Below are 25335 nucleotides of genomic sequence, written 5' to 3'. Positions count from 1 at the left end.
GGCACTGCCATGGAGGACAGGACAGTTGACGACCGTCCCCCGGAGGTGCCCCGTGCAACCCGCGATCTTCAATCCCTGGGTCTGGCGTGACCCGTCCGCCCTCGCCGGCGGATATACGCAGACCACCCCGTCGGCCACGCCACCGGAAGGTCACGACGGTGGTCAGGACGGCCCCGACGCGCCCGGCCCCGGTACTCCCGTCGACCTGGTGGGCTACCACGTGGAGGCGACCGACGGGCGGATCGGCACCATCGACGAGGCGAGCAACGAGGCGGATGCCGGATACCTGGTGGTGGACACCGGCCCCTGGATCTTCGGCCAGAAGGTGTTGCTGCCGGCCGGCACGGTGGTCCGGGTGGATCACCACGACCGCGTCGTGCACGTCGACCGGGCTCGGCAGGACATCAAGGACGCACCACCGTTGGACGCCGATCACGCCGACCCGGAGTACCGGGAACGCGTCGGCAGCTACTACGCCGACAGCTACCTTCCCCCGCCCGGGGCCATACCGCGGGTAATCTGACCTCGTGGTCCGGCTGGGCAACTGCGTGTCGGAGGCGACCGAAACGGTCGACGGCCTCCCGTTCGGTGCGCTGCCCGGGGCCACGACCAGCCCCGGCGATGGCCGGGAGCAACTTCTCAACGTCCTCCGTGCCGGTGGTCTGCGGTACCGCGCCGGCGCGCGATGGCGGACGGCTCGCTGAGTCGATCCCGCTGACCGAGGGGGCCCGAACGGGCCCCGCTCGGCGCGCGCCCGCGTCACCCATCCCCGGATACGAGAGGCACACCCACCATGTCCGTCGCACGAATGCTCACCGGCGACCGGCCCACCGGCCGCCTTCACCTCGGCCACTACGTCGGAAGCATCGCCAACCGGGTACGGCTGCACCGGCGCTACGAAAGCTTCTTCATCATCGCCGACCTGCACATGCTCACCACCCGCAACCGCCGTGCGGACATCGAGCAGGTCTCCGGTAACGCCCGGGAGATGGTGAGCGACATCCTGGCCGCCGGTGTCGACCCGGAGCGGGCGACCTTCTACCTCCAGTCGGCGATCCCGGAGGTCGGCGACCTCAACACGCTTCTCCAGAACCTGGTGACCGTTCCCCGGCTGGAACGGGTTCCGTCGCTCAAGGACATGGCCCGCGACGCCGGCAAGGAGGAGATGCCGTACGGGTTGCTGGGTTACCCGGTGCTCCAGGCCGCGGACATCCTCTGCGTCAAGGGCGAGGTGGTCCCGGTCGGTCGGGACAACGCGGCGCACGTGGAGGTGACCCGCGAGATCGCGCGCCGGTTCAACCACCTGTACGGCCCGGTCTTCCCGGTGCCCGAGTTGATCCCGGCGGACACGCCGAGCCTGGTGGGCACCGACGGCGCGGCCAAGATGAGCAAGAGCCGGGGCAACACCATCGCCCTGTCCGACGACGCCGCCACCGTGCGCCGGAAGGTGCTCGGCATGTACACCGACCCGAACCGGGTACGGGCCGACGTGCCCGGCACGGTGGAGGGCAACCCGGTGTTCGCGTACCACGAGGTTTTCAATCCGGACCGCGACGAGGTCGCCGACCTGGCCCGGCGCTACCGGGCCGGGCAGGTCGGTGACGTCGAGGTCAAGGAACGGCTGATCGTCGCGCTGGAAGGGTTCCTGGCGCCGATTCGGCAGCGTCGGGCCGAGATGGAGGCGGACCGCGGGTTGGTGGACCGGCTGATCGTCGAGGGCACCGAACGGACCCGGGAGGAGGTTCGGAAAACCGTGAACGAGGTACGCCGGGCGATGGGGTTGACCGGCGCCTACCAGCAGGTGCGGCGGCGGGCTGAGCGGAGTCGGCGTCGGGCGCAGACGTGAGGCGGGAGCATTCGGGTGCTCGGCGGGGGGACCGGTCGAACCGTCGACCGGTTCGACCTGCCCCGTGGCGCAGAATGCGGGGATGAGGGGGATTTCGGGCGTTCGACCGGTGCCGGTCGCGAAGACGCACCGGACCACGATGTTCGAGATCTTCTTCGATCTGGTCTTCGTCTTCGCCCTCACCCGGGTCATCACGTTCATGGCCGGGTCGCCGAGCGCGCTCACTCTGGCCCAGGGGCTGCTCCTGCTCCTGCTGCTGCTCTACTCCTGGGGGCCGTACACCTGGGTGGGGAACCTGGTGCGCGCGGACGTCGGTCTGGTCCGCGCGGCCACCCTGGTCGCGATGGCGGCGATCTTCGTGGCCGCCCTGGTGCTGCCGGACGCGTGGACCCAGGGCCCGGGGCTCGTGGACGCGCCGCTCGCGCTCGCCCTGGCCTACGTCGTCGGACGCGCGGTGCAGCTCGTGGTCCTGTTCTGGGTGAGCACGACGGACCCGCCACTTCGTTCGACGCTGCGCTTCTTCGTCGTGCCGGTGGTGCTGGCGTGGTTCCCGCTGATCGGTGGAGCGCTGCTCGGCGGCGCGGCACAGACCGCGCTCTGGACGGTCGCGCTGCTGACCGACATCGGTGGCGCCCGGATCGCATCGGCCTTCCGGCCGTGGCATTTGCGCAGCGTGGGCCACTTCACCGAGCGGTTCGGTCTGGTGCTCATCATCGCGCTGGGCGAATCGTTGATCTCCGCCGGTGCGGGGCCGCGGACGATGGCGCCGGTCAGTGCGGCGGTGACGGCCGCGCTGCTCGGTCTCGCCAGCACTGTGTGTCTGTGGTGGCTCTACTTCGACCGACTGGCGCCCGCCGCCCGGGAGGCCGTCCGCAACGTGCCGGATGACCGACGCGGCCACGTCGCCGGTGACGCGTACGGCCTCGGGCACTCGCCGTTGATCATCGGGGCGATCTACGTCGCGCTCGGCATCGAGGAGGTGATCGGCCGGCTCACCGAGGGGTCTGGGCAGGCCGATCCGCTGGGCTGGGAGGCGGCCACCGCGCTCTACGCCGGCGCGGCCGTCTACCTGCTCAGCAGACTTGCCTTCCGCCGACTGACCCTCTGGACGATCTACCCGACGCAGGTCGTCGTGGCTGTGCTGCCGCTGGTCCTGCTGCCGGTCGGCCGTTCCCTGCCGCCACTGGCGGCGCTCGCCCTGCTGACCGTGCTCCTCATCGGCGTGACCTGGTTCGAGCGACGGGTGGATCGCCGCGACGAGCGGCCCGAACCCGCCCGGCCGGTCCGGCCGGGAGAAATCTGACGTGCCGTGTCGACATCCCCGGGCGCCGATCGTCGTCATGCTGTACGGCGACCTGCCGTACCGAGAGGAGCCAGAACGTGAAGTACATGCTGCTGTTCATGAGTCCCGTGGCCGACGGGGAGGCAGTCGACAACGGGTGCACGGTCGAGGACTGGATCCGCTACGACCGGGAGATGAAGGACGCCGGGGTCTGGGTTTCCGGGTACCCGTTGCAGGACCTGACCACCTGCACGACGGTGCAGGTCGGCCCCGGCGGTGAGCGCACGATCACCGACGGGCCGTTCGCCGAGACCCGGGAACTGCTCGGCGGGTACGACGTCATCGACGTGCCGGACCTCGACGCCGCGTTGGACTGGGCGGCCCGCAGCCCCGGTGCCATCGGTACCGGCTCGGTCCAGGTTCGCCCGATCTTCGAATTCGACATGCCGGGCTGACCATGACGGACGGGGAGGCAGCAGTCGGGTCGTCGGTGGAGGCGGTCTTCCGGGAGGAACGCGGTCGACTGCTCGCCTCGCTCGTGCACCGCTTCGGGGACCTCGACCTGGCCGAGGAGGTCGCGTCCGAGGCCATCGAGGCGGCGCTCGTGCACTGGCCGACCGACGGCGTTCCGAGCCGGCCCGGCGCCTGGCTGCTCACCACGGCCCGGCGACGGGCGGTGGACCGGCTGCGACGCGACAGGGTGTTGGCGACGCGGCTCGCCGTACTCCGGGCCGAGGCCGAACGGGCCGACCCCGCCCCACCCGCCGACGCGGACCGCGACCTGCCCGACGACCGGTTGGCGCTCTTTTTCACCTGTGCGCACCCGGCCCTGGCCGCGCCGGACCGCGGGGCGCTCACCCTGCGGTTCCTCGCCGGTCTCACCACGGTCGAGGTGGCCCGGGCCTTCCTGGTGCCACCGGCGACGATGGCCCAGCGACTCGTCCGGGCCAAGCGGAAGATCCGGGACGCCCGTATCCCGTTCCGGGTGCCCGGCGAGGACGAGTTGCCCAGTCGGCTGCCGACGGTGCTCCAGGCCGTCTACTCGGTCTTCACCGAGGGGTACGCGGCCAGTTCCGGCCCGGATCTGCAACGGATCGACCTGGCCGAGGAGGCCATCCGGCTGGGCCGGATCCTTCGACGGCTGCTGCCCGCCGAGCGGGAGGTCGCCGGGCTGCTCGGTCTGATGCTGCTGGTCCATGCCCGGCGGCACGCGCGGACCGGGCCGGACGGCGCGATGGTCCTCCTGGAGGACCAGGATCGCGGGCGCTGGGACCGCCCGATGATCGAGGAGGGGCGCGGGCTGGTGGTGGTCGCGTTGACCGGGCCCACCCCCGGCCCGTACGGGTTGCAGGCCGCCATCGCCGCCCTGCACGACGAGGCGGCGGACGTGGCCGGCACCGACTGGCCGCAGGTGGTGGCGCTCTACGACGTGCTGCTCGACCTGGTGCCCTCGCCGATCGTCGCGTTGAACAGGGCTGTCGCGGTGGCGATGCGGGACGGGCCGGAGGCGGGGCTCGCCCTGCTCGACGGGTTGGCCGACGATCCGCGTCTGCGCGGCCACCATCCCTATCCGGCGGCACGGGCCGACCTGCTGCGCCGGCTCGGCCGGTACGACGAGGCCGCCGAGGCGTACCGCAGCGCGTTGGAGCTGGTCGGCACCGAGCCGGAGCGGGCCTACCTGCTCGGCCGGCTCAGAGCCGTCACGACCGAGTGAGCTGTACCCTTCGCCGGGTGAGTCTGCCTCTGCCTCCCGGTGAGTTCGCCGCGTACCTGTTCGACTGCGACGGCACGATCGTCGACTCGATGCCGCTGCACTACGTGGCCTGGCAGCGGGCCTTGGAAGAGTGGGGCTGCGAGTTCCCGGAGGACCTCTTCTACGCCTGGGGTGGCCGGCCGACCGCCGACATCATCGTCGCCCTGAACGAGCAGCAGGGCCTGGCGATGCCGGTCGCGACAGTCGTCGAGAACCGTGAGCGCATCTACCAGGAGTTGTTGCCGCAGCTCGCCGCGGTGCCCGACGTGCTGGCGCACATCCACGACGCGCACCGGCGGGTGCCGTTCGCGGTCGTCTCCGGTAGCACCCGCGCCTCGGTCACCGCCTCCCTCGACGCGCTCGGCCTCCTGGACCGGTTCGACGTGCTGGTCTGCGCCGACGACTACACGCGGGCCAAGCCCGACCCGGAGGCGTTCCTGCTCGCGGCGGAACACCTCGGCGTACCCCCGGAGTCGTGCCTGGTCTTCGAGGACACCGACCTGGGCATCCAGGCCGCGACGGCGGCCGGCATGGCCTCGGTACGGGTGCCGCAGCAGCGCACGAGCTGAGCGCTCAGGCCACCGTGAGCAGGAGCTTCCCCGCGTAGGAGGTCTGCAGACGCTGGTGTGCCTCCCGCACCTTGCCCAGCGGGAACGTCTCCGCGACGTGCACCACGAACGGTCCCGCCTCGATGAGTTCGTTGAGGCGCTGCAACTGCCGGGGGTTCGACTCGCCGTCGTACGCCCGGACCACGACGCCGGGGCGTTCGCTCGGCTCCGGCTGCACCCCGTGGGCGTACGCGACCACGCCACCGTCGACGAGCGCCTCGGTGAGCCGGTCCACCGTCGCACCGCCGGCCATCGCGAGGATGGCGTCCACTCCGGCCGGTGCCGCGTCCCGGATCCGGGCGAGCACGTCGTCCAGGTCGCCGTGGCCGTCGAGGGAGATGTCGGCACCGAGCCGGGTCACCAGTGCGACGCCGTCCGCCCCGGAGGCCACGGCGATGACGTTCAGCCCCTGGCGCTTGGCCAACTGCACCGCCAGGTGACCTTGACCACCGCTCGCCCCGAAGATCAGCAACCACGAGCCGGCCGACAGGCTGAGCGTGTCGAGCCCGGCCAACGCGGTCAGCGCGTCGGTGGGCATGGCCCCGGCGTGCTCGGCCGGTACGCCGTCGGGCACCTTCGCCGCGTACTCCGCCTTGACGGCCGCGTACTCGGCGTAACAGCCACCCTTGGGCCGGGTCGTGGCGGAGACGTAGACCAGCTCTCCGACCGCGACGTTGGAAACCTTGCTGCCGGCCGCGATCACGGTTCCGGCACCGTCGGAGCCGGGCACGATCGGGAGGGAGGACCCCTCCGGCACGAAGGTGCCCTGTAGCTCGTACGCGTCCCACACCCCCACGCCGGCGCTCAGGACCTTGATCAGCACCTCGTCGTCGGCGACCTCGGGGATCGGCAGCTTGCGCAGCGTGATCACCTCCGGCCCACCGAACTCGTCGAAGGCCGCGGCCTGCATCCGCTCTGGCACATCCCCGTCAACCATGTGGATTCCCTCTCCGTGCCGGCGTCCCCGTCGCAGCATGCCGCCTCGGGGACAGCCCTGACCGGGTGCCGAACACCGTTCACCCACAAGGACGACCGGGCCGGGTTGACGCGCCGCGACAGGGCGTAGCCGGGCGGGCGGAGCAAGCGACGGGAAAGCACACCGCCGCCGACCAGGGCCGGCGGCGGTGACGAGAGCCATGATCAGGACGTCTGCGGCTTCGGGCCGCGCAGGGCCTGCTCGACGGCGTCGCGTACCCGGGCGTCCTCGCGCGCCTTGCGCTGCGTCCGGTTGCGGCGCTGGTACAGGTACGCGCCGACGAGCACGGCGATCAGGACGACGAACACCAGCACCAGCATCCAGGGAAGGGCCCAGCCGTGCGCGGTGGCCTGGACCGGCTTGAGCGAAGTGGTGGAACCGGAGGCGTCGGTCAGCAGCGGGGTGACTGTCGCGGTCGCGGCCAGCGAAACGGCGGGAGCCACCCCGGGCACCGGCACCGTCACGTTCCAGCTCTCGCCGGGCAGCAGCTCCGGCGGCGCGGCGATGTCGCCAGCCCGTACCCGCAGCAGGCCGAACGGACCCGAGACCGTCACCTCCTGCCGGCCGGACAGGGCGGCGTTGCCGACGTTGTGGACCTTGTAGGTGATCGTGGCGTCGCCCTTGACGAACGGGTTGGGCGAGCCGGCGTACGCGACGTGGAGGTCCTCGATCGCGAGGTTCGGCTTCAGCTCGCCGCCGACCCGCAACTTGATCCGGATACCGAGACGCCTGTCGACGTTGATGCCCTCGGCCTGGTCGGTCTGGGTCAGCGCGGTGAGGATGCCGCCGACGTAGTCACCGGGGGTGGCGTTCTCCGGCACGCTGATCTTGAAGGGCACCTGCGCGGTCTTGCCGGGCTGGACCACGACACTGTCGGCGTTCGCCTTCACCCAGGCGCCGACGGCGACGGACTTCTTGTCCTTGGTGAGCAGGTCGAGCTGGCCCGCGTCGGTGGTGAAGCCGTCGGCCGCGTACACGGCGAGGGTCAGCGGCGCGGAGCCGCGGTTGGCCACGACCATGGCGTCCTCGACGGCACCACCGGGGTTGACGTTGTAGCTGTAGCTGGACCGGGCCTCGCCGTAGCTGTTGGAGGCCGTCCGGACCGTCCAGGCGACGTCGCCCTCCGCCGCCGAGGCGGGGACGGCACCGACACCGACGGCCGCGACGGCGGCGAGCACTGACAGTGCGGTCGTACGGAGGAGTGTCTTCCAGCGCGTTACGGACGGGTACATGTCGGTTCCTTGAGGTGATCTTGGGAGGAGTGCAAACGGGTGGCGGGGTAGGCCCCCGAAGGTGCCTACCCCGCCGAATGGAGCGGTCCGGTCAGCTGCTCAGCGCAGTGATCGTGAGGGTGGTGCGGTAGCTACCCTTCGCGATGCTGTCCGGGATCTTCAGGTCCAGGTCAGCGCCGAGCTTGGCGCCACCACGGGGGTGACCCTGCGCGGCCGCACCGAGGGCGCTGGAGACCGAGAGGCCCTTGCCCTGGTCGTCGTAGGAGGACAGGACCGGCGCGCCGGCCTCGGCACCCGCTCCGGCGTCCAGCACGTACGGGGTCCAACCCAGGTAGGAGCCCGAGAAGGTCTTGTCGGCGTCGGAGAAGTCGCCGACGTTGGCCGAGATCGACCACGGCGCGAGTGAGCGACGGCTGTCCGACACGAGGATCGGGTTGATCTTGCCGTTCGCCTGGAAGTAGGTGCCGTCGCGCTCCTGCGCGGTGCCCAGGTCGACCAGACCGTTGTAGCCGTCGATCGTCCAGCCGAACTCGCCCGGGGCCGGGTTCGGCACGTTCACCTGGATGGACTGGCCGTCACCGTTGAACGGGTGCACCGTCACGTTGTCGACGATCGAGCCGACGGGCTGGCCCTCCGGGGTGTTGACGCAGGAGAGGCCGTTCTCGACCGACGCGTTCGGCGCCGCGCAGGTGCCGCTGCGGATGTTGGCCAGGACCAGCTTGTCGCTGCGCACCTGCACCTTGACGTAGCTGCGGACGTGCTCCTGGTTCTGCACGGAGTTGTACCAGTACTTGTTCGGATCCAGCGGGTCCGGGCCGTTGCCCCGGATGCCCGTGCCACTGGTGTCCGGCTTCTTGATGTCGTAGTACTTCGAGCCGGAGGCCGAGTTGGCGGTCACGTAGATGACGCCGCCCGGGCCGGGGAAGACGTCGGCGGCACCCGGCTTCTCGGCCGGGTTCTCCTTCTGGCCGTTCTTGATGGAGTAGCTGCGCGAGTAGCTGTGGTCGTGGCCCTGCAGCACCATGTCGATGCCGAGGTTCGAGAAGGCCGTGGTGAAGTCTTCCCGCCGCTGCTTGTTGTCGGTGTCGGTCGCGTGGCTGGCCGGCGAGTAGATGGAGTGGTGGTAGACCAGCACCTTCCACTTGGCCTCGGAGCCGTGCTTGTTGACCACGTCGGTGATGTACGCGACGTGGGCGGCGTCACCGGCGTTGCTGCCGTCGGTCGGCAGCTTGTAGCTGTTGCTGTTGATGTCGATGAACAGCACGTCCTTGTAGACGAACCAGTAGTCGCCACCGGACTTGGTGCCCGCCGGGTTCCCGTTGTCGTAGTACGGGGCCGTGCGGTCGGTGTTCGGGGTGAAGTGGTGCTGCTCGTAGGACTTGCCGCCGACGTCGTGGTTACCGATGGTGGCGACGACGGGGTACTGGCGCAGCTGGTCGGGAGCCATGAACGAGGTCCACTGGCCCTCGTCGTTGGCGGACTCGACGTGGTCGCCGCCGGAGACCAGCAGTTCGGCGTTCGGGTTGGCCGCGGTGGCGACCTTCAGGGTGTCCTCCCAGCCGGCCTGGTCCTTCAGCCGGTCGCCGGAGGAGCCGATCTGGGGGTCGCCGAAGAACAGGAAGTCGTAGTCGCCCTCGAAGTCCTGCGTCTTGAAGTCGTAGGTCGGGGACCAGCTGCCCTCGGCCCCGACCCGGTACGAGTACGCCGTCTTCTCGCGCAGGTTGCTGATCGTGGCGTGCCGGTTGAACCCGGTGGTGGAGGTGTTCGCCGCACCGACGGCGTCGAAGCTCACGGCGTTCGCCGGGAACTCGCCGTTGACGATCTCGGCGGTCGGGGCGAGCTGGATCTTCTGGGCGGTGTCGGCGGAGGAGTACCAGGTCACGATGCGCTGGGTCTCGTCGGCGCCGACGCCGAGGATCACGCTGCTGATCGTGGTGGACTCGGCCGCGCTCGCGGTGGCCATCAGGCCACTACCGAGGGCCGCTCCCATTCCCAGGAAGCCGGCGACGACCCCGGCGACCAGGCGCCGCCGGACGAGCCCGGAAGCCCGTGTCGAGGTGCTCAATGTCATCGACATTGTTCCCTTTTCAAATAGAGAAATGGATGTGTCTTCACCCGACGCTGGGGAAGCGAATCCACGCTTTCGCCGCCCGATGAACCGATCATGAACATGATCTTGCGAAAGACTGCACTTCGCAAACTACTTAGCCTTACTCAGGACCCGGAAATGCGCTGCACAAACCAGATGAGCCCCATGATGGACACCGCTCCAGAAACAGCACCGGTCGCCCAGAGACCGGTTTTCGGCGCACGGCGACGCAGCACGAGCAACAGCGGGAAGACAACCGCGATAATGGTCAACTGCACGACTTCGATGCCGACGTTGAACACCAGCAACGACCACAGCAGGGTCCACGACCACGCCTCGTCGATGCCCAACGCGCCGGCGAAGCCCAGGCCGTGCACGAGGCCGAAGCAGAACACCACGCCGAGGCGGATCCAGCCGGCCCGGTCCAGACTGAGGTGCCCGTGCCCGGCCGTCTCCAGGTCGGCGGCGTGAGTACCCCGCCGCCAGATCCCCCACAGGTGCCAGCCAGCGACGACGGCGATCGACAACGCGATAACCGGCTCCACGATCGACGCCGGCACCTCGACCAGGCCGAGCGCGGCGAGCATGAACGTCACCGAGTGCGCCAGGGTGAAGCTGGTGGCCGCGAGCACGATCTCGCGAAGCCGCCGCGACCCGGCGATGAGCGCCAGCAGGAACAGGATGTGGTCGATCCCGGACAGCAGATGCTCGGCGCCCAGCAGGAAGAACTCCCCGAACCGGTCGTACCAGGCCTGCCCGGTGGAGAAGGAGGGGTGGGCCGCGTCGAGTGCCGCGCTGCCCGTACGGCCGTCGAGCTCGTAGGTGACGATCGTCTTGGTGCCCTTGACGTACCCCTCGCCGTCCGGGAAGAGATCGCTGCGCACCTCGTGCTCGTCGACCCGCTGGGCGCAGGTCCAGTCCAGCAGCAGGTCCGCGTACGGCACGCCCTCGCGCTCGCCGATCGTCGCGTCGCCCACCTGCGTCGGCCGGCACGCCGTACTCCCCGACCTGACCTCGAAACGGTCCGAGACGTACCGGAGGACCGTCGACGCATGGCTCCTCAGGGCCGCGGCCTGGGCACCGGAGTCACCCGCCTCGAACGCGGCGGTCCCCGCCTGAAAGAGCGGATCGTCGTCACCGGAATCGGCGGCGGAGACGACCAGGAGGTCATATTCGAGCTCGACCGCCGTGCGAATGTGACCCTCGTCTCCCGCAGTGATTCTCGTGTACACAGTCGACGAGAAACCGTGCGCGGACGCCGGACCGGCGCCCAGAAATGGGATCACCGCCGCGGCGATCCCGACAGCGGTGACGATAACGGTGCGGCGGACGCGCCCTAACATGCGACTCCCTTGGTTGGCCAGTGCACGTTGCATGCCGAGGGTGAACACCAACCCGCGTGCCGACGAACCGCCGGAGAACAAAATCCCCGAGCGGCTACCCGCACATTGCCGTCGAGCGGAATTGCGATAGGAATACGGGAAAGAACGCGCGCTCCGCGCCACCACCCGAGAGGACGACCACCTTGCGCCCCCCGCTTCGGGCCGTCGCCATGCTGGCCGCGACCGCCGCGCTGGTCACCGCCTGCAACTCCGGCGACGACTGGTCCCAGCCGCGTCCGGCACCCAGCGCCGTCGGCACACTGGGCCCAGGATTCGTCGACCCCTCCACGAAGCCCGCGCCGGAGGCGACGATCACGCCGCGGCCGGGCTCCTGGTCCGGCGTGCACCCGCCGAAGGACTACCGGGTGGTGCTGCTGACCGCCGGCGGCGACGTCCCCACCAAAGCCCTCGTGACCGCGGTCAAGGAGTGGGCGGGCGACGAGCACGTCGATCTCCGGACGATCGTCGTCGGCAACGCCCACGACGCCGTTCCCAGCATCGCCGAGGCGATGGAGATGGGCCCGGATCTCATCGTCAGCGCGGGCAACGACCTCATCGATCCCCTCGCGCTGGTCACCCCGAGTCATCTCGACGAGAAGTTCCTGGTGGTGGGCGCGGAGCTGGCCGAGCCCACCCACAACGTCACGGCCGTCGACTGGGACGGCGCGTCGTTCCGAGGCGAAGGGCTCGGGGCGTCCTCGACGTACGACCCGGCCTCGTTCACCGGGGAACGCTGCGCCGCGGCCATCCGGGCAGGCGTGGCCGCCGTCCTCAACGACCTGACCGGGATCGTGATCTGGCTCTGACGATCGGATCCGGCCGAAGCCGGTGACTCCGGCACCGGTGACCGAGGACACGGTGCGCGGAACCGTCCGGCAGGGTGGAATCAGATGCGTGAGCAGAGCACACACCAGGAGTGACGGTGGGATGCGTGCTCTGCCGGACCGCCGTCCGGCCGCGCCCGGCGGTGACGATGCCTCCTCGTCTCCCGCACCGACGCGGGAGGCTGCGGCCTATCGACAGCGCTGGGCGGTGCAGACGATGGCCATCGCGCCCGACGACCAGGTGCTGGAGATCGGCTGCGGGCGAGGAGCAGCCGTCTCCCTGATCGCCGACCAGCTCAGCACCGGCCGGATCATCGCCGTCGACCGCTCGGCGACGATGGTGCGACTCGCCACCGAACGGAACACGAGCCACATCGACGCCGGCAGAGCCGAGATCAGATGTGCCGGATTCGAGTCGGCCGACCTCACCGACCACCGCTTCACCAAGATTTTCGCGGTGAACGTCAGCCTGTTCTGGTTGGGCGACGCGACGCAGCAGATCGACCGGGTACGAAGCCTGCTCGCGCCCGGTGGGCAGCTCTACGTCTTCGGCGAGCGGCCCGGCACCGCGCACGCCACGGCGAATCTCACCGCGACCGAGGTGCTGCTCCAAGCCCACGGCTTCGTGACGACCAGGTCGAGCGTCGTACGCGGCAAGGGCCGGGTACTCACCTGCGTCAGCGGCACACCGACCGAGTAGGTCGGGGCCTGCCCCCCATTGGACGTTGCGATCTCTTGGGACTTACCGGGGCAAGAACTGCGCAATCGCCAATTGATCTATCGCTCTCCGTCTGCACCCATCCGGGTTGCAGAGGTGTCGTAGCATTGACCGCGAACGTTATTCATCCCGGCACGGGGAGGGCGCGGCATGAAGTTCGACATGGGAGCGCAGACTCTCGGGAGTCTCACGAAGCAGACTCAGGGGTCGTCAGATGATCTCGGGAGTCTGATCAAGCAGTTGATTGCCGCCGCCGAGCCGCTGCAGGGCAACTTCAACGGTGCGGGGCGGGTGGCTTTCGACTCGTTCAAGGCGAACGCCGATTCGATCACCGCTGCGTTGAATTCGGCGTTGGGCGCGATTCTCGGCGGTCAGAGCGGAATGGATTCCGCGTTCGGTCAGGGTGACACCGAGATGGCCGACAACGCATCGTCGGCGGCGGGGACCGCCAACTTCGACGCCGCCAGGTTCTCAAGCGGCCGCTGATCCGGGGGAGTGGGCAGGTTATGAGCACGGACCGACGCAGTTTTGACGTGGGCACCTCGCAGCAGGTTCAGGGTGACCTCGCCGGGATCATCGCCCGGTTGGAGGCGGTGATCTCGCAGCGCAGCGCCGATGTCTCGGCCGCGATGGCGGACTTCCAGGCCGACGGTGTCTCGGAGGAATACCGGACGGTCGAGGATCGGTGGAACCGCGCGGCGAGCGAGGTGCGCACGATCATCGAACTGGTCAAGACCACCATGGTGAAGAACGACGACACGGCGACGACCACGTTGGCCAAGGCGCGCACGGCGGTGCAGTCCATCGGCTGAGCCAGGTTTTCCTTACCAGTGTTGACGAGGGAGCACTAGCGTGAGCGCCTGGGATATCTCCCCCGGTGGAGTGCGTGATGTCCTGAATCGCACGCATGCCGCGGCCGCCCCGTTCGAGGGGCAGATGAAGAACTTCAACTCGGCGTTGGAGGGTTCTGCCGTCCAGTCGAGTTCGGAGATCGTCGGGCAGGCGCTTCAGGGCTTCGTGGAATCGATCCGTACCGACCTTGAGTTCGTGTTCACTCGCACGGGGGCGTGTATGAATGCGGCGGCGCAGGCGACGAACGCCTATGTCCAGGGTGATCTGGACATGGCCGCCAACGCGCAGCGCAGCGCCTCGGCGGCACCCGACCCGTCGGCCACGATGCCGGGGCCGGGCCGTCAGGCGGTGCCGCAATGATCAATCCGGGGGAGATTCCGCAGATTCCAGGTGACATGGACCTGCTGGCCACCCACGCACAGACGATCAAAACCACCGGCGTCGACTTCGCCAACACCGGTCAGGCTGTCGACACCACCTGGCAGGGCTTGGCCGCGGTCTACGAGGCGCCGGAGGCGGCGCAGTTGTTCGCCGCGTCCGGCCCGATCCGCACCGTGTCGGCGTCGGTCGGCGAGGACGTCCAAGCCGTCGGCACCGCCCTGGCCACGTACGCCAGCGAGGTCAGGGAGATCAAGGCCCAACTCGCCGCGTTGAAGGGCCAGGCCGAGCAGTTCGTCGCCTCCACCACCGGAGACGAGGACTGGCGCGAGGACGAAGGCAAGGTCAACCAGCACAACGGGTTGATCTCCGCGGTGAACACGCAGGTCGCCGCGTTCTTCGAAGCGCAGCGCAAGTGCGCCAACACCATCAACGCCCTCTACGGTGGCCGCCAGTACCGGGCCGACAACGCCGACGGCACAGTCGAAGACGGCGAGTACGGGTTCGACGCCAACACCCTCAACGCGGCCGCCGGTGAGGACGGGGCGTTGCCCTGGGGCAGCACCGAGGAACACGACCGTGGGTTCCTCGGTGACGTCGGCGCGTTCTTCGGCGGCGTCGGCGAAGGCTTCGTCACCATGCTCGGAGACCTCGGTGCGCTGATCGGCCGCGACCCCACCACCGGCGAATGGAGCTGGGACACCGCCGGTCAGGCCTGGTTGGGTCTCGGCAAGTTCGTCTGGGCGGTCTCCATCTACATCAACCCGGTCACCATCGTGATCGACCAGACGGTCGGCATGCCGTTCATGGAGAAACGCGAAGCCGGCAACCTCCTGCTCAACGCGGGTAAGACCATCATCGCCTACGACATGTGGGGTGAGGACAAGTCGAGGGCCGGTGGCCTCGCCGCGTTCAACATCGTCTCCGCCGTCGTCGGCACCAAGGGCGCCGCCTCCGGTCTGCGCGGCGCCGGCGCAGCCGTCAACAGCATCCGAGGCAGCGCGACCGCCGCCCGCATCAGCGCCGGCTTGGTCCGCGCCGGCAACTGGCTCGACAACCTGCCCACCGTGGGCGAGGTCGCCATCAACTTCGCCAAGAAGTTCGACATCCAGATTCCGCAGCTCGGTCTGGTGCCCGCGATCGCGGGCGACGTACCACCCGTCGGACGCGGCTTCGACGTCGAGATGCCGGGCGACCGCACCCCAAACACCATGAACATGGACGGCGGCAACAACCCCGCCGGCAACAACCTCCCCGGCGACACCCCACCCACCAGGAACCTTCCCGAAGAGACCCCACCAGCTGCCAGGAACCTGCCGGAGGACACCCCGCCCACCAGGAACCTGCCGGACGACACCACCCCGCGCAACGTCCCGGACGACACCACCCCGCGCAACGTCCCGGACGACACCACCCCGCGCAACGTCCCGGACGACACCACCCCGCGCAACGTCCCGGACGACACCACCCCGCGCAACGTCCCGGACGACACCACCCCGGGCAACGTCCCGGACGACACCACGCCTGGCAAAGACGTGGATGCCGACGACGGCCCCCGCAACGATGGCAGCAACGACTCGGATTCCGACGTCGATCCGGATGACAAGCCCGCAGAGCAGGGCGGCGACGAACGCGGCGACAGGACTGCGGACGACGAGCCCGTGTCGGGTAGACAGCCCGAGCCCGACAACGCGGGAGATTACAAGCCGCCGTCAGCGGGTGACCAGCGCGTGGAGAACCCGCCTAACTTCCCCGAACCCGAGGACCCGGGCCCTGCTCCCAAGGTGACGGATCCGGAATACGCGCGAGACCCGAGCCGAGGCTCCATCGTCGATGAAATCGACGTGAATGACACCAGCCGAGTGACGACTCGAGACGGCCTTATTACCGAAATCGATGGAAAGCCCGTCCGGGACTACATGGAAGACCTGTCACGGCAGCGTGCAACCGACGTACATGTCCCGGGGCGCGAACGAGGCGAGGGCCCAGTTTCCGCCACCGCCATCGATCTCCGCACGGGCAAGATCGCCGAAGGCGTCAACGGTACGGACCTGGACCTGATCGACCCGAAGAATCTGCATCCGTTACTACGCGACAACTATCTGGATCTGGCGGAGTGGAAACACCCGGTCATGCGATCGGAGACCGAAGCCGCGCAGGTGCCGGTGCTCGATCCGGTAACCGGCCGGGCGGTCCGAAACGAAGCTGGCGACGTCATAACCAAGGACGCGGTGCTGGATGGGCGGGCACACTTCGACAATCCGCTACGTCACGCCGAGGTCAAGGCGACCAATGAGCTACTTTGGGAGCGCCAACGATTGCACGATGAGCAATGGAGGCGCGAACACGGACCGGATTCAGAGCCGCCGCCGCTGGGCCGGGACGTCCTCGATGAAATGCGTTTTGATCCACGTTGGCTGGACGACGCACGTCACCATTCGCCCGGCGACCCGGCTCCAGCCTGCGGAAACTGCAACAGTATACTGCGGGGCGTCCCGAGCTACACCGGTCGCTACCAGTTCCCGCCTGGCGACTACCGGCGCATGGATACGTTCGAGCCTCCGTGGAGTGACTGATGCGCGTTGACGAGAAAGAGACCTACGTAGGTGACGACCTTCGGGTGATGCACGGTGATGAACCTTTCACCGGCGAGGTGGCGGCCATGGACCCCGGGGGAAATATCGTCGAGCTCGCCACCTACTTCGACGGCGTTCCCCACGGACCTCAGATCATCTGGTATTCGAATGGCCAAAAGAAACAGGAAGGCGTACGTGACTACGGTCGCAACGTCGGAGAATGGCGACGGTGGCATGAAAATGGCCAGCTAGCCGAACGTACCGTTTTCGGCGACCAAAACCTGCCGGTAAGCCGAAAGCGTTGGGATGATCAGGGGAATCTGACCGAGGAAGGACCGTAGCCTCTAAGGATCTTTGTGGCTTCAGGGCTACGGAGGCCGTACGGGACCGCTCAGACCCCAGCGGCGCTGCACGCTCGAACATGGCCGCCCTGGCAGCCAGTTCATTCCGCAGTAAGAGGACGGCCTTCCGCCGAGTGGTACCCGACCGGCGAGCGCAAGGCTGAGGGCAACTCGTTACGGCACGGCTGTCGGCGTCCACGAGGAGTGGCACCGTAACGGCAACCCCGCCGGCCGTGTCGAGTTCGACGACCAGGGCAGGATGCTCAGCCGGCAACGCTGGGCCGAGGACGGCACGCCGATCGAAAGCCACGTCGCGCAGGGCTGAACACCCGATGCCGGACGGCCGGGGTCGCTGCCGTCCGGCGCACCCGTGGGGCGGTCAGCCGGTGCCCTGGCCTGCGGTGCTCAGGCCGTACCTGCGCAACACCGCGGTGAGGTTCTCGTACGGGGCCCCCGGCCCTCTGTCCACTCGGTACCACCACGCCCGGCGTGCGCCCCGGCCGAGCGCCCGGCCTGGGACCACCTCCGGCTCGGAGTCGAGCGCCTGTTCCTGACGGCCGACCAGGATGCCCAACGGCAGTGCCGGAAGGCTCGGTGTGCTGGACCGTAGCCCGCCGGACCGGCCCGGGTGCGCTGTCACGATCATGCTGCGCACTGTCGTCGCCAACGTCTCGGCGAGTGTCTCGACCGTCTCCTCGTCGACCACCGACAGCGGAGGGCCGGCCAGCCGGAGCTGTTCGCGGACGCCGACGTCGACCCGCTCGACCGTCAGGACCCCGAGCAGCGCCGAACCGCGCTCCCCGCCGACGATCGTCACGCTGGACGGTGCCGGTGCCCGCGTACGGCAGAACGAGGTGAGCTCGCGGCGCGACCACCGCTCGGTCACCGGCTCGGCGACGCCCCACCCGATCGGGTCGTCGCCGGTGAGGGCGCGCACGGCTGTCTCGGTGCTGGCGCCGAGGTTCAGGGCCTCGGTGGCCGGGTGCAGCGTGACGATCTGGATCTCCAGGCCGCCGGACCACGGTACGGCGGTCGGCAGCGGGCCGCCGGTGGGCGACCCGTTGGACGCCGAGAAGCGTCGGCCGTCCCAGTGCAGGGACAGCCCGGTGAGCCCGTCGCGGTACTGGTCGCCGGCGCGCACCACCCACTGCCCCTGCGCCTGGGCCAGCATCACTTCGAGCGGGTACGTGATGGAGCCGTCTTCGGGCGTGACGATTTGAAGCAGCAACCCGTTGCGGACGGCGTCGACCGCCGCTTCGGCGAGCCAGGGCGAGAGGCCGACCACCGCGCGGTTCTGGTGCAGGACGACGGCTCGGTCGGTGATCGTGTCGGTCGCACCGGTCATCGGTTCGCCCATGTCAGTCCTCCCGTTATCGATACCAGCGCGGTCGTGAAACGGCGGGTCACCTCGGCGGCCTGCGGGTCGCCGTCCGGTGCGCGGCTCTCCACCCACCAGACCCGGCCGCCGAAGGAGTCATCCAGCGCGACGCCGAGCAGCCGTTCCGCCTCGCCCGGCACCTGGACCAGCCGCGCGGTCTCGACGGTCAGCAACAACCGACCGTCGGCAGGGTCGAACAGCTGCACCAGCCCGGCAGCGTCGACTGTGTCCATCTTGAGGTCGGACCCGACCGCGACCAGGGCGCCGATCATCGTGGCGGCGTCGGGCTCGGAGCGGCACAGGGCCACCGTGTCGTACGTCATCAGTGCTCCTTGGTCTCGCCGAGGTACGCGGTCTGCGTCATGCGTGGGGAGTGACCCGGGCGGATGAGCTGCCCGCGGCCCACCGGCAGGACCGTCGGCCGTACCCCGGTGAAAAGTTGGCCCTCCGTGCGGTCACCGGACATCAGCAAGCTCAGACAACCGGCCTCGCGCACGGCCAGTGGGAACGGCTCGAACAGGCCGCGCGAGGCACCGGCCACCCGACGTGTCATCACGACGTGCAGGCCGGTGTCGCGTGCGGCCGCCACGTAGGGGACGAACGCGCCGAGCGGTTGGCTGGCCGACGCGGCGAGGATGTCGTAGTCGTCGATGAGCAGCACGATCCGGTGCCGCGCCGACGCGGACGGCTGCCTCGTCGCCAGTTCCTTGCACACCGCCGCCGACAACTGCTGGGCGAGCGTCGCGTTGGTGGCGTATCCGCCGCAGTACGCGTCCGGCACCACGTCGGCGAGCCCGCGGCGCGGGTCGAACACGGCGAACACCAGCTCGTCGGAGGAGTACTGCCCCATCAACTCCTCGGCCACGAGCTTCAAGAGGTTCGTCTTGCCGGTACGGGGGTCGCCGAGGACGAGGAAGTGCTGGTCCTGGCCGAAGAGGTCGAGCACGGCGGGGCTGAAGTCGCTCTCGAACCGGCCGAAGGGGACCACGCCGTGCCCGGCGGGCGTGTCGGCGAGGTCGGCCAGCGGAAGTACGGCGGGGAGCACCCGCACGGGTGGCGGCAGTGGCCCGGACCACGATCCCCGTACCGACTCGGCGGCGGAGACCAGACCGGCGTTCGCCGGATCCGGCCGGCCGTCGAGGCGGGGCAGGGCGACCTGGGCGAACAGCTTGCCGCTGGTCAGCGCCCGCCCGGGCTGGTCGGACGGGATGCCCCGGGCCAGCCTGCCGTCGATGCTGGACTCGGCAGGCTCGGTGAGCCGCAGCTCGATGCGGTTGGCGAAGGCGACCTGCTGGGCGGCGCGAACCTCGTTCCACCGTCGGGCGGTGCCGATGACGTGGATGCCGTAACGGCCGCCTCTGGCGAGCAGGTCGTGCACCTTGGGTTCGAGGCTCTCGAACTCGGTGTTGAGCTGGCCGTACCCGTCGATCAGCAGCACCACGTCGACACAGCCGACCTCCGCGCGTACGCGTTCGTCGGCGGCACGGAGGTCGTCGATGGTGTCGAACTGGTGCTGGGTGTAGATCCGCTGGCGTTGCGAGAGCATCGCGTGCACCTCGTCGACGGTGCGGCGGATGCGCTCCCGGTCCTCACGACTGGCGACGCCGCCGACATGGGGCAGCCCGGTGAGGCCCGACAACCCGTTGCCGAGCAGGTCGATGCCGTAGATACCGACGTCGGTCGGCCGATAGGTGGTGGCCAGACCCAGGGCCAGGGTGCGCAGCGTCGTCGTCTTGCCGGTGCCGGGCCCGCCGAGCACGAGTGCGTTGCCGCCGCTGCCGGCCAGGTCGACCAGCCAGGGGCCCTGCCACTGGCGGGCCGGATCGTCGAGGCGGCCGAGCGGCACCGGCAACCCGGCTCCGGCCTGCCCGGCGATCTCCAGCCGGAGCCCGTCCGGGGTGCTGCGGATCCCTCCGGCCGCCTGGTCGAGGGTGAGGGCGGGCGGCAACGGCGGTAGCCAGATCGCCTGGACGCGTTGGTCACTCGCGGCCATCTGCTCGACCACCGTGGAGAGCAGCGTCGGACCGGTGGTGCGCTTGGTCGCCTTCGGCTCCTCGGGTACGCCGTCGTCGGTGTCCCGGCGGACGGTGCCGAACACCGGCATCGGCTTCGCCATCGGCCCGACGATCGGGGCGAGTTCGGCGTCGGCGCCGTCGGTGAGCGGGCCGGACACGTAGGCGGCCTTGAACCGCTGGTAGATCGAGACGTCGACCTTCAGGTACCCGTTGCCGGGTAGCGGCGGCAGCTGGAACGCGTCCACGGTGTCGAGGACGGTGCGCGACTCCATCTCGGTGAGCGTGCGCAGCCCGAGACGGTAGGCCAGGTAGTTTTCCAGGCCGCGCATCTTGCCCTGCTCGACCCGCTGGCTCGACAGCAGCAGGTGCACCCCGATGGATCGGCCGATCCGACCGATCCGGAGGAACAGGTCGATGAACTCCGACTTCGCGGCGAGCAGCTCGCCGAACTCGTCGATGAGCACGAGCAGGTGCGGCAGCGGGGGCAGGGTGCTGCGCTCGCCCTGCACCGCGCGCAGCAGGTGGTACTCGACGATGTCGGTGACCTTGCCCGCGTCCGCGAGCAACTGCTGGCGGCGCTGCACCTCACCGTCGAGGCTGGTGTACATCCGTTCCACCAGCGCAGCGTCCGCGACCAGGTTGGTGATCAGGCCGGAGACGTGCGGCATCTCGGCGAACGGCGCGAACGTCGCACCGCCCTTGTAGTCGACGAGCACCATCGCCAACCGTTCGGGCGGATGGCTGGCCGCCAGGGCGAGGACGAGCGTCCGCAGCAGCTCACTCTTGCCCGACCCGGTGGCGCCGACACACAACCCGTGTGGGCCCATCCCGAGCTGAGCGGATTCCTTCAGGTCGAGCAACACCGGTCGTCCCACCGGATCCACCCCGATCGGCACGCGCAGGAAGTCGCGCTCACCCCGCGGCCGCCACAGCGTGGCCAGATCCAGGTTCGTGGGATCGGACAACCCCAGCAGGTCCTGGAAGTCGGCCGGCGGGGTGCCGGTGCCGTCGTCGTACGAGTCGGCCGACAGTCGCAGCGGTGCGATCCCCCGGGCGAGGCCCTCCACCAGCGGCACCGGCACCTCGTCGACAGTGCCGACCACCGTCATCGGCGGCGACGCGGTGAGATCCTCCAGGGTCAGCGAACCACCGTCGAGGGTGATCCGCCGGGAGATGTCGCCGGGCTCGTGCAGCCGGTCGGCGAGCAGGTGGACGACTGTGACACCGAGGCTCCCGAGGCCCACGAACTGGTCGGGGCTCGCCAGCGCGCGGGCCACCGCGCCGTGGGCGTCGTCGATGACCAGCAGCCGCGACCGCGTACGGGCCTCGGCCCTACCGGCGTTGTGGCGGAACGACTTGAGCGCGTTGGTGGCCCGCTCCTCCAGGTCCGTGGCGAGGAGTTCGGCGAGCGTCTCGGGAGCGGTGACCAGGAGCGGGGTCGGGCCGCTCGGGCCGATCGAGGCGCGGTCGAGCAGGTGCGGCAGCCAACGGGCCCACTGCCAGGTCGTCGCCCGCTCCGGTGTGGTGACGACCGCGAGCGTCACGTCGTCGGGGGCGTGGAACGCGGCGACCTGCACGAGGACGGCGCTGGCGAGGGCGACGACCTCGTTGTAGTCCGGGCAGATCACGCTGACGTCGCCGGCGCAGTCCAGGTCGACCCGGACCGGCAGCCCGGGCGTCAGCTCGAAGCGTCGCATCAGCGACTGCGCCTCGTGACGCATGAAGGGGTCGAGCGGGTTGGTCGGTGTGCTCTGCTCGCGCAGTTGGATCGGCCGGACCGGTAACGCGCCCATGCCCACCCGTACCCGCAGGAAGTCGACGTCGGCACGACGGCGCTCCCACAACCGGGCCGGGCTGCGGATGACGTCGAGCAGCCGGCTGACCGGCGGGTCCAGCACGGTCGCCTGTTCCTGAAGACGTTGCTCGTCCTCGCGGAGCTGCTCGCGTAGCTCTTCCAGGTAGTCCTGGTAACGCTCACGCTGGACCCGGCGCTGCCGACCGGCCTTGCCGAGCTGGGTGAGGTACATGGCTCCGGCGGCGGCCAGCGCGACGACCATGACCACCGCACCCAACGCGGCGAAACCGGAGCCGCGCAGGAACATCATCATGCTCATCGCCACGCCCGCGCCGGCCATCGGCAGCAAGGCCTGCAGCCCGACCGCGGATCGGCCGTCGGGGAGCTGCGGTGGTGCGTCCAGCACGAGCGGATCCATCGTGGACGCCGGACGGGCGACCCGGGTGGGGCGGTGCACCATGCGCGTCGACATCAGGGCGTCCTCCGGTCACATCCGCCGGGCCGTGGCCAGCGCCAGGCCGGCCGCGCGGGTCGCCTCGACGAGTGTCGCCTCGCCGATCCGCGACGGCGTGATGAGCGCCCCGGCCGCCAGGTGCCGGTCGTAGGGCAGCACCACCACCGGCACGCCGGTGTGTTCGATCAGCTCGCGGGCGGCGTCGCCGAGGAGCGCGGCGCGGCCGTCGGGGTTGCTGGTGCTCAGGACGACCACCACCCGCGCCAGCCACGACCCGTACCCGCCGTCGATGATCCGGCGCAACGCCTGGTAGGTGGCCCGGACCCCGTCCGGCGTCCCCGCCGCGACGAGCACTACCGAGTGCGCGTCGGCCATCGCCGCCGCCGCGGTGCGGGACTCCAGGCCGGGCGGGCAGTCGACGACGGCGACCGCGAAGAGCCGCGACAGCGCCCGCGTCACCTCGCTGCACAGCGTCGGGTTCGCGGTGCCGCTCGGCAACACCCACAAACCCGTTCCGGTACGCGGAAGGAACGGCTCGAGCGCGCGGAGGTCGCCGCCCCGGGCGGCGATCAGGTCGGGTGCCAGCCTCTCCAGGGGCGGCTCGCCCGGCGCGCCGAGCCGCCAGGTCAACGAGCCCTCGTACGGGTCGGCGTCGGCGGCGAGCACCGGATCGGCTCGCCGCGCCGCGAAGACCGACGCCAACACCGCTGCCACGGTGGTCTTCCCGGCCCCACCGTGCACCGAGGCGACCGCGATGCGCCGCCCGGTGTGGACCGGCACCTGCACCTCGGCCGCGAGGTCGGCCAACTCCCGGGTGGCCTGTCCACTGGTGAACATCCGGCTGACGCTGCGCCACAGTCGCCGCGGTGCCGGATCGCCGGGACGGATGCGCCGCACGAGCGACAGGTCGTCCAGCTCCGGCCCGGTCGGCTCGCCGGGCACCCGTGGTGTCGGAGCCGACCGGGGTGGTGCCGACGCCGGCTGGCGAGGAGCCGCGGCAGGGGTGGTCGAGCCTCCCGGCACCCGCAGTTGTGGTGGGTGCGGTCCGTGCCCCCCGGAATGGGTCGGCCCGGGAACCGGTGGAGCACTCATGCCACCGCCTCAATCAGAACGTGTCGAGAAGTCGCGAGTAGAGCCCGAACACCCCCACCGCCACGGGGATCAGCGCCATCACGGTCAGCGCCTCGACGCGGTCGGCGTACTGCCGGGCTCGCGCCAGCGCGTGTGGTGGCGGCCGGTAGGCCAGGATCACCAGGGTCGCCGCGCAGAAGGCCAGCGCCACGAGCGCCGGACCCCACCAGGCACCGGGTGCCTCCCGTGCCCAGCGGGCCAGCAGGCCGCCCGCGATGACCAGCGCGCCCGACACCAGCCCGGCCACCTCGACGGTCAGCGGGAACGCCCGCATCCGCAGCAGCAGAGCGGTGGCCACCAGCGCCGCCAGCACCAGCGCCCAGGGGCCGGCCGCGGCGGCCAGGACGAGGCCACCGAGCGCCGCCGACGTCGCCGTCGCCAGCGTCGCCACGGCCAGCCCTCGGTGCGCGGAGTCGACTGCGGCCAACACGGCGACGCGGCTGACCGACTCGTCGTTGCTCCGCCGGTCGTCGAGGCGGGTGAGCCCGGACGCGATCATCGCGACCCGGGGCAGCAGGCCCAACATCCCCACCGACACGATCGTCAGCACCGCCGCGACGCGTTCGGCGGGCACGGCGAACGCGAGGGGTACGCCCCAACCGGCCACCAGGGTCAGCAGCGTTCCACCACCGAGGACGCCGGCCCGGCGGTTGCCCGTCACCGCGCCCACGGCGAGCACGACGCAGCCGACGCCGATGGCCCAGAGCGCCCAGCGCACTGTGTGCCCGCTCGTCAACCCGGGCACCATGGTCATCGTCATCGCGGCACCGCTGAGCAGGACCGCGATCCCGACGGCCCGCCTGCCTACCAGCCCGACGAGGAGACCAGCCAGCGCGACCACGGCCCCGATGACGGTGACCGCCACCGCCCCCAGCGGTGGGGCGGCGAGCACCGCCGCCATGCTGGCGGCGACCAGGCAGACCGCGGTGGCGGTCCACATCCGCGCGGTGGTGCCCCATCGCCCGTGCCGCCGGGCGAGATCGTCGCCGACCTCGTCGGCGACGTCGTGCACGATCGCAGCCGGTGGAGCCTCGGAGATCGGGTCGACCCGCAGCATGGCGCCATCAGGGACGGCCGCCTGCCGCAGGCTGCCGCCCGGATCGAGCACGGTGCCGTCGAGGGTGCTGATCTGGTAGCCCCGGGAGTCGTCCATCGGCCGGTGCCCGACCATGGCGACGATCTCGGGCAACAGCAGACCGAGCGGCTCGTCGGCCGGCAGCACGAGGTCGATGCGCCGGTGCGCCCCGGCCAGGGTCACCCGGCTGAGCTGGCCTGCGGCGCTGGAAGACTGCGTCTGGGTCATCGCGCCGCCTCCGACTGGGCCGGTGGTGGGTTGCGTGCCTTCTGCTGGTCGGCGATCACGCCCTGGAGGAAGGACCAGCCCACACACCCGGCGCAGGCCACAGCCGCCAACACGAGCCCGATCCGCAACCAGCGGAAGCCGTCACCGGTGGCCCGGACACGGCGCTGCCTGCCCCACAGCAGCAGCTCACGCATTCGGGCACGGCGGACCGCGACCGACTCGATGAGCTGGGTGTCGTATTCACGAGCCACGGCCCGATTCTATCCACGACCGCTAATCCGACGGGGGTGACGATTCGTGGCGGCGACCCGGCCAACTGGTCGTTCCTCATGGATGGGCCCGCGACGGAATCGTCCGTCGCGGGCCACCTTCCATGGATCAGCGTCGCAGGGTCAGCAGACC

Annotated in this window: 23 protein-coding genes; 13 read left to right on the top strand and 10 right to left on the bottom strand. The window is 70.1% G+C overall.

Annotated elements, in window-relative coordinates; genetic code table 11:
- The first annotated feature begins 52 nt into the window (after window positions 1-52).
- The 6 genes from O7617_RS13440 (at window position 53) to O7617_RS13415 (ending at window position 5450) form a co-directional block, all read left to right on the top strand.
- Window positions 53-523: a PRC-barrel domain-containing protein gene (locus O7617_RS13440; RefSeq protein WP_282263880.1), complete on the top strand. Its 471-nt coding sequence runs from the start codon at window positions 53-55 to the stop codon at window positions 521-523.
- A gap of 270 nt (window positions 524-793) precedes the next feature.
- A complete protein-coding gene (trpS, locus tag O7617_RS13435) occupies window positions 794-1846 on the top strand; it encodes a tryptophan--tRNA ligase (RefSeq protein WP_282263879.1) in 1053 nt (350 codons plus the stop codon).
- 82 nt (window positions 1847-1928) lie between these two features.
- Window positions 1929-3149, top strand: coding sequence for a low temperature requirement protein A (locus O7617_RS13430; RefSeq protein WP_282263877.1), 1221 nt, complete (start codon window positions 1929-1931; stop codon window positions 3147-3149).
- An 86-nt stretch (window positions 3150-3235) separates the two neighbouring features.
- A complete protein-coding gene (locus tag O7617_RS13425; RefSeq protein ID WP_348773871.1) occupies window positions 3236-3583 on the top strand; it encodes a YciI family protein in 348 nt (115 codons plus the stop codon).
- Window positions 3584-3585: 2 nt separating this feature from the next.
- Window positions 3586-4842, top strand: coding sequence for a DUF6596 domain-containing protein (locus O7617_RS13420; protein ID WP_282263873.1), 1257 nt, complete (start codon window positions 3586-3588; stop codon window positions 4840-4842).
- A 17-nt stretch (window positions 4843-4859) separates the two neighbouring features.
- Window positions 4860-5450, top strand: a complete 591-nt coding sequence (locus O7617_RS13415) for an HAD family phosphatase (RefSeq protein ID WP_282263871.1) — start codon at window positions 4860-4862, stop codon at window positions 5448-5450.
- Between the two features lie 4 nt (window positions 5451-5454).
- Here the strand turns inward: O7617_RS13415 and O7617_RS13410 are convergent, their stop codons facing one another.
- The 4 genes from O7617_RS13410 to O7617_RS13395 all read right to left on the bottom strand — a co-directional run bounded on the left by O7617_RS13410 (window position 5455) and on the right by O7617_RS13395 (window position 11129).
- Window positions 5455-6426 (bottom strand): NADP-dependent oxidoreductase, encoded by a 972-nt coding sequence (locus O7617_RS13410; RefSeq protein ID WP_282263870.1) that lies wholly within the window; start codon window positions 6424-6426, stop codon window positions 5455-5457.
- Between the two features lie 203 nt (window positions 6427-6629).
- A complete protein-coding gene (locus O7617_RS13405; RefSeq protein ID WP_282263869.1) occupies window positions 6630-7697 on the bottom strand; it encodes a DUF916 domain-containing protein in 1068 nt (355 codons plus the stop codon).
- Window positions 7698-7788: 91 nt separating this feature from the next.
- Window positions 7789-9768: an FN3 domain-containing metallophosphoesterase family protein gene (locus O7617_RS13400; protein ID WP_282263858.1), complete on the bottom strand. Its 1980-nt coding sequence runs from the start codon at window positions 9766-9768 to the stop codon at window positions 7789-7791.
- 143 nt (window positions 9769-9911) lie between these two features.
- Window positions 9912-11129 (bottom strand): HupE/UreJ family protein, encoded by a 1218-nt coding sequence (locus O7617_RS13395; RefSeq protein WP_282263857.1) that lies wholly within the window; start codon window positions 11127-11129, stop codon window positions 9912-9914.
- A 182-nt stretch (window positions 11130-11311) separates the two neighbouring features.
- On the opposite strand from O7617_RS13395, the gene O7617_RS13390 reads away from it, so the two are divergent.
- From O7617_RS13390 to O7617_RS13360, 7 genes are all read left to right on the top strand, one after another.
- Entirely contained in the window at window positions 11312-11974 is a 663-nt protein-coding gene (locus tag O7617_RS13390; RefSeq protein WP_282263855.1) for a hypothetical protein, read from the top strand.
- Between the two features lie 121 nt (window positions 11975-12095).
- Entirely contained in the window at window positions 12096-12692 is a 597-nt protein-coding gene (locus O7617_RS13385) for a class I SAM-dependent methyltransferase (protein ID WP_282263853.1), read from the top strand.
- A gap of 168 nt (window positions 12693-12860) precedes the next feature.
- Window positions 12861-13196: a hypothetical protein gene (locus tag O7617_RS13380; protein WP_282263852.1), complete on the top strand. Its 336-nt coding sequence runs from the start codon at window positions 12861-12863 to the stop codon at window positions 13194-13196.
- Window positions 13197-13216: 20 nt separating this feature from the next.
- Window positions 13217-13522, top strand: coding sequence for a pore-forming ESAT-6 family protein (locus tag O7617_RS13375; protein WP_282263851.1), 306 nt, complete (start codon window positions 13217-13219; stop codon window positions 13520-13522).
- Between the two features lie 40 nt (window positions 13523-13562).
- Complete coding sequence (locus O7617_RS13370) at window positions 13563-13922, top strand: DUF6507 family protein (RefSeq protein WP_282263850.1); 360 nt, start codon at window positions 13563-13565, stop codon at window positions 13920-13922.
- A complete protein-coding gene (locus tag O7617_RS13365; RefSeq protein WP_282263849.1) occupies window positions 13919-16516 on the top strand; it encodes a YwqJ-related putative deaminase in 2598 nt (865 codons plus the stop codon). The genes O7617_RS13370 and O7617_RS13365 overlap by 4 nt, the downstream gene beginning before the upstream one ends.
- Window positions 16516-16857: a hypothetical protein gene (locus O7617_RS13360; RefSeq protein WP_282263848.1), complete on the top strand. Its 342-nt coding sequence runs from the start codon at window positions 16516-16518 to the stop codon at window positions 16855-16857. The genes O7617_RS13365 and O7617_RS13360 overlap by 1 nt, the downstream gene beginning before the upstream one ends.
- Before the next feature lie 379 nt (window positions 16858-17236).
- On the opposite strand, the gene O7617_RS13355 is transcribed toward O7617_RS13360, so the two are convergent.
- From O7617_RS13355 to O7617_RS13330, 6 genes are all read right to left on the bottom strand, one after another.
- Entirely contained in the window at window positions 17237-18214 is a 978-nt protein-coding gene (locus O7617_RS13355) for a DUF6177 family protein (RefSeq protein WP_282263847.1), read from the bottom strand.
- Complete coding sequence (locus O7617_RS13350; protein WP_282263846.1) at window positions 18199-18558, bottom strand: hypothetical protein; 360 nt, start codon at window positions 18556-18558, stop codon at window positions 18199-18201. The genes O7617_RS13355 and O7617_RS13350 overlap by 16 nt, the downstream gene beginning before the upstream one ends.
- Window positions 18558-22517 carry a type VII secretion protein EccCa gene (gene eccCa, locus O7617_RS13345; RefSeq protein ID WP_282263844.1) on the bottom strand — a complete coding sequence of 1320 codons (3960 nt, stop codon included), beginning with the start codon at window positions 22515-22517 and terminating at the stop codon, window positions 18558-18560. Before eccCa ends, O7617_RS13350 begins: the two co-directional genes overlap by 1 nt.
- Before the next feature lie 15 nt (window positions 22518-22532).
- The gene (locus O7617_RS13340; protein WP_282263843.1) at window positions 22533-23441 is read right to left on the bottom strand and encodes a hypothetical protein; all 909 of its coding nucleotides are present in this window, start codon (window positions 23439-23441) and stop codon (window positions 22533-22535) included.
- A 163-nt stretch (window positions 23442-23604) separates the two neighbouring features.
- Entirely contained in the window at window positions 23605-24933 is a 1329-nt protein-coding gene (gene eccD / locus O7617_RS13335) for a type VII secretion integral membrane protein EccD (RefSeq protein ID WP_282263842.1), read from the bottom strand.
- Entirely contained in the window at window positions 24930-25184 is a 255-nt protein-coding gene (locus O7617_RS13330) for a hypothetical protein (protein WP_282263841.1), read from the bottom strand. Before O7617_RS13330 ends, eccD begins: the two co-directional genes overlap by 4 nt.
- Window positions 25185-25335 lie beyond the last annotated feature (151 nt).

This window comes from Micromonospora sp. WMMD1155, from assembly GCF_029581275.1.
Classification (GTDB): domain Bacteria; phylum Actinomycetota; class Actinomycetes; order Mycobacteriales; family Micromonosporaceae; genus Micromonospora.
Note: the sequence above shows the minus strand (reverse complement) of the source record. Positions and strands in the feature narration are given on the sequence as shown.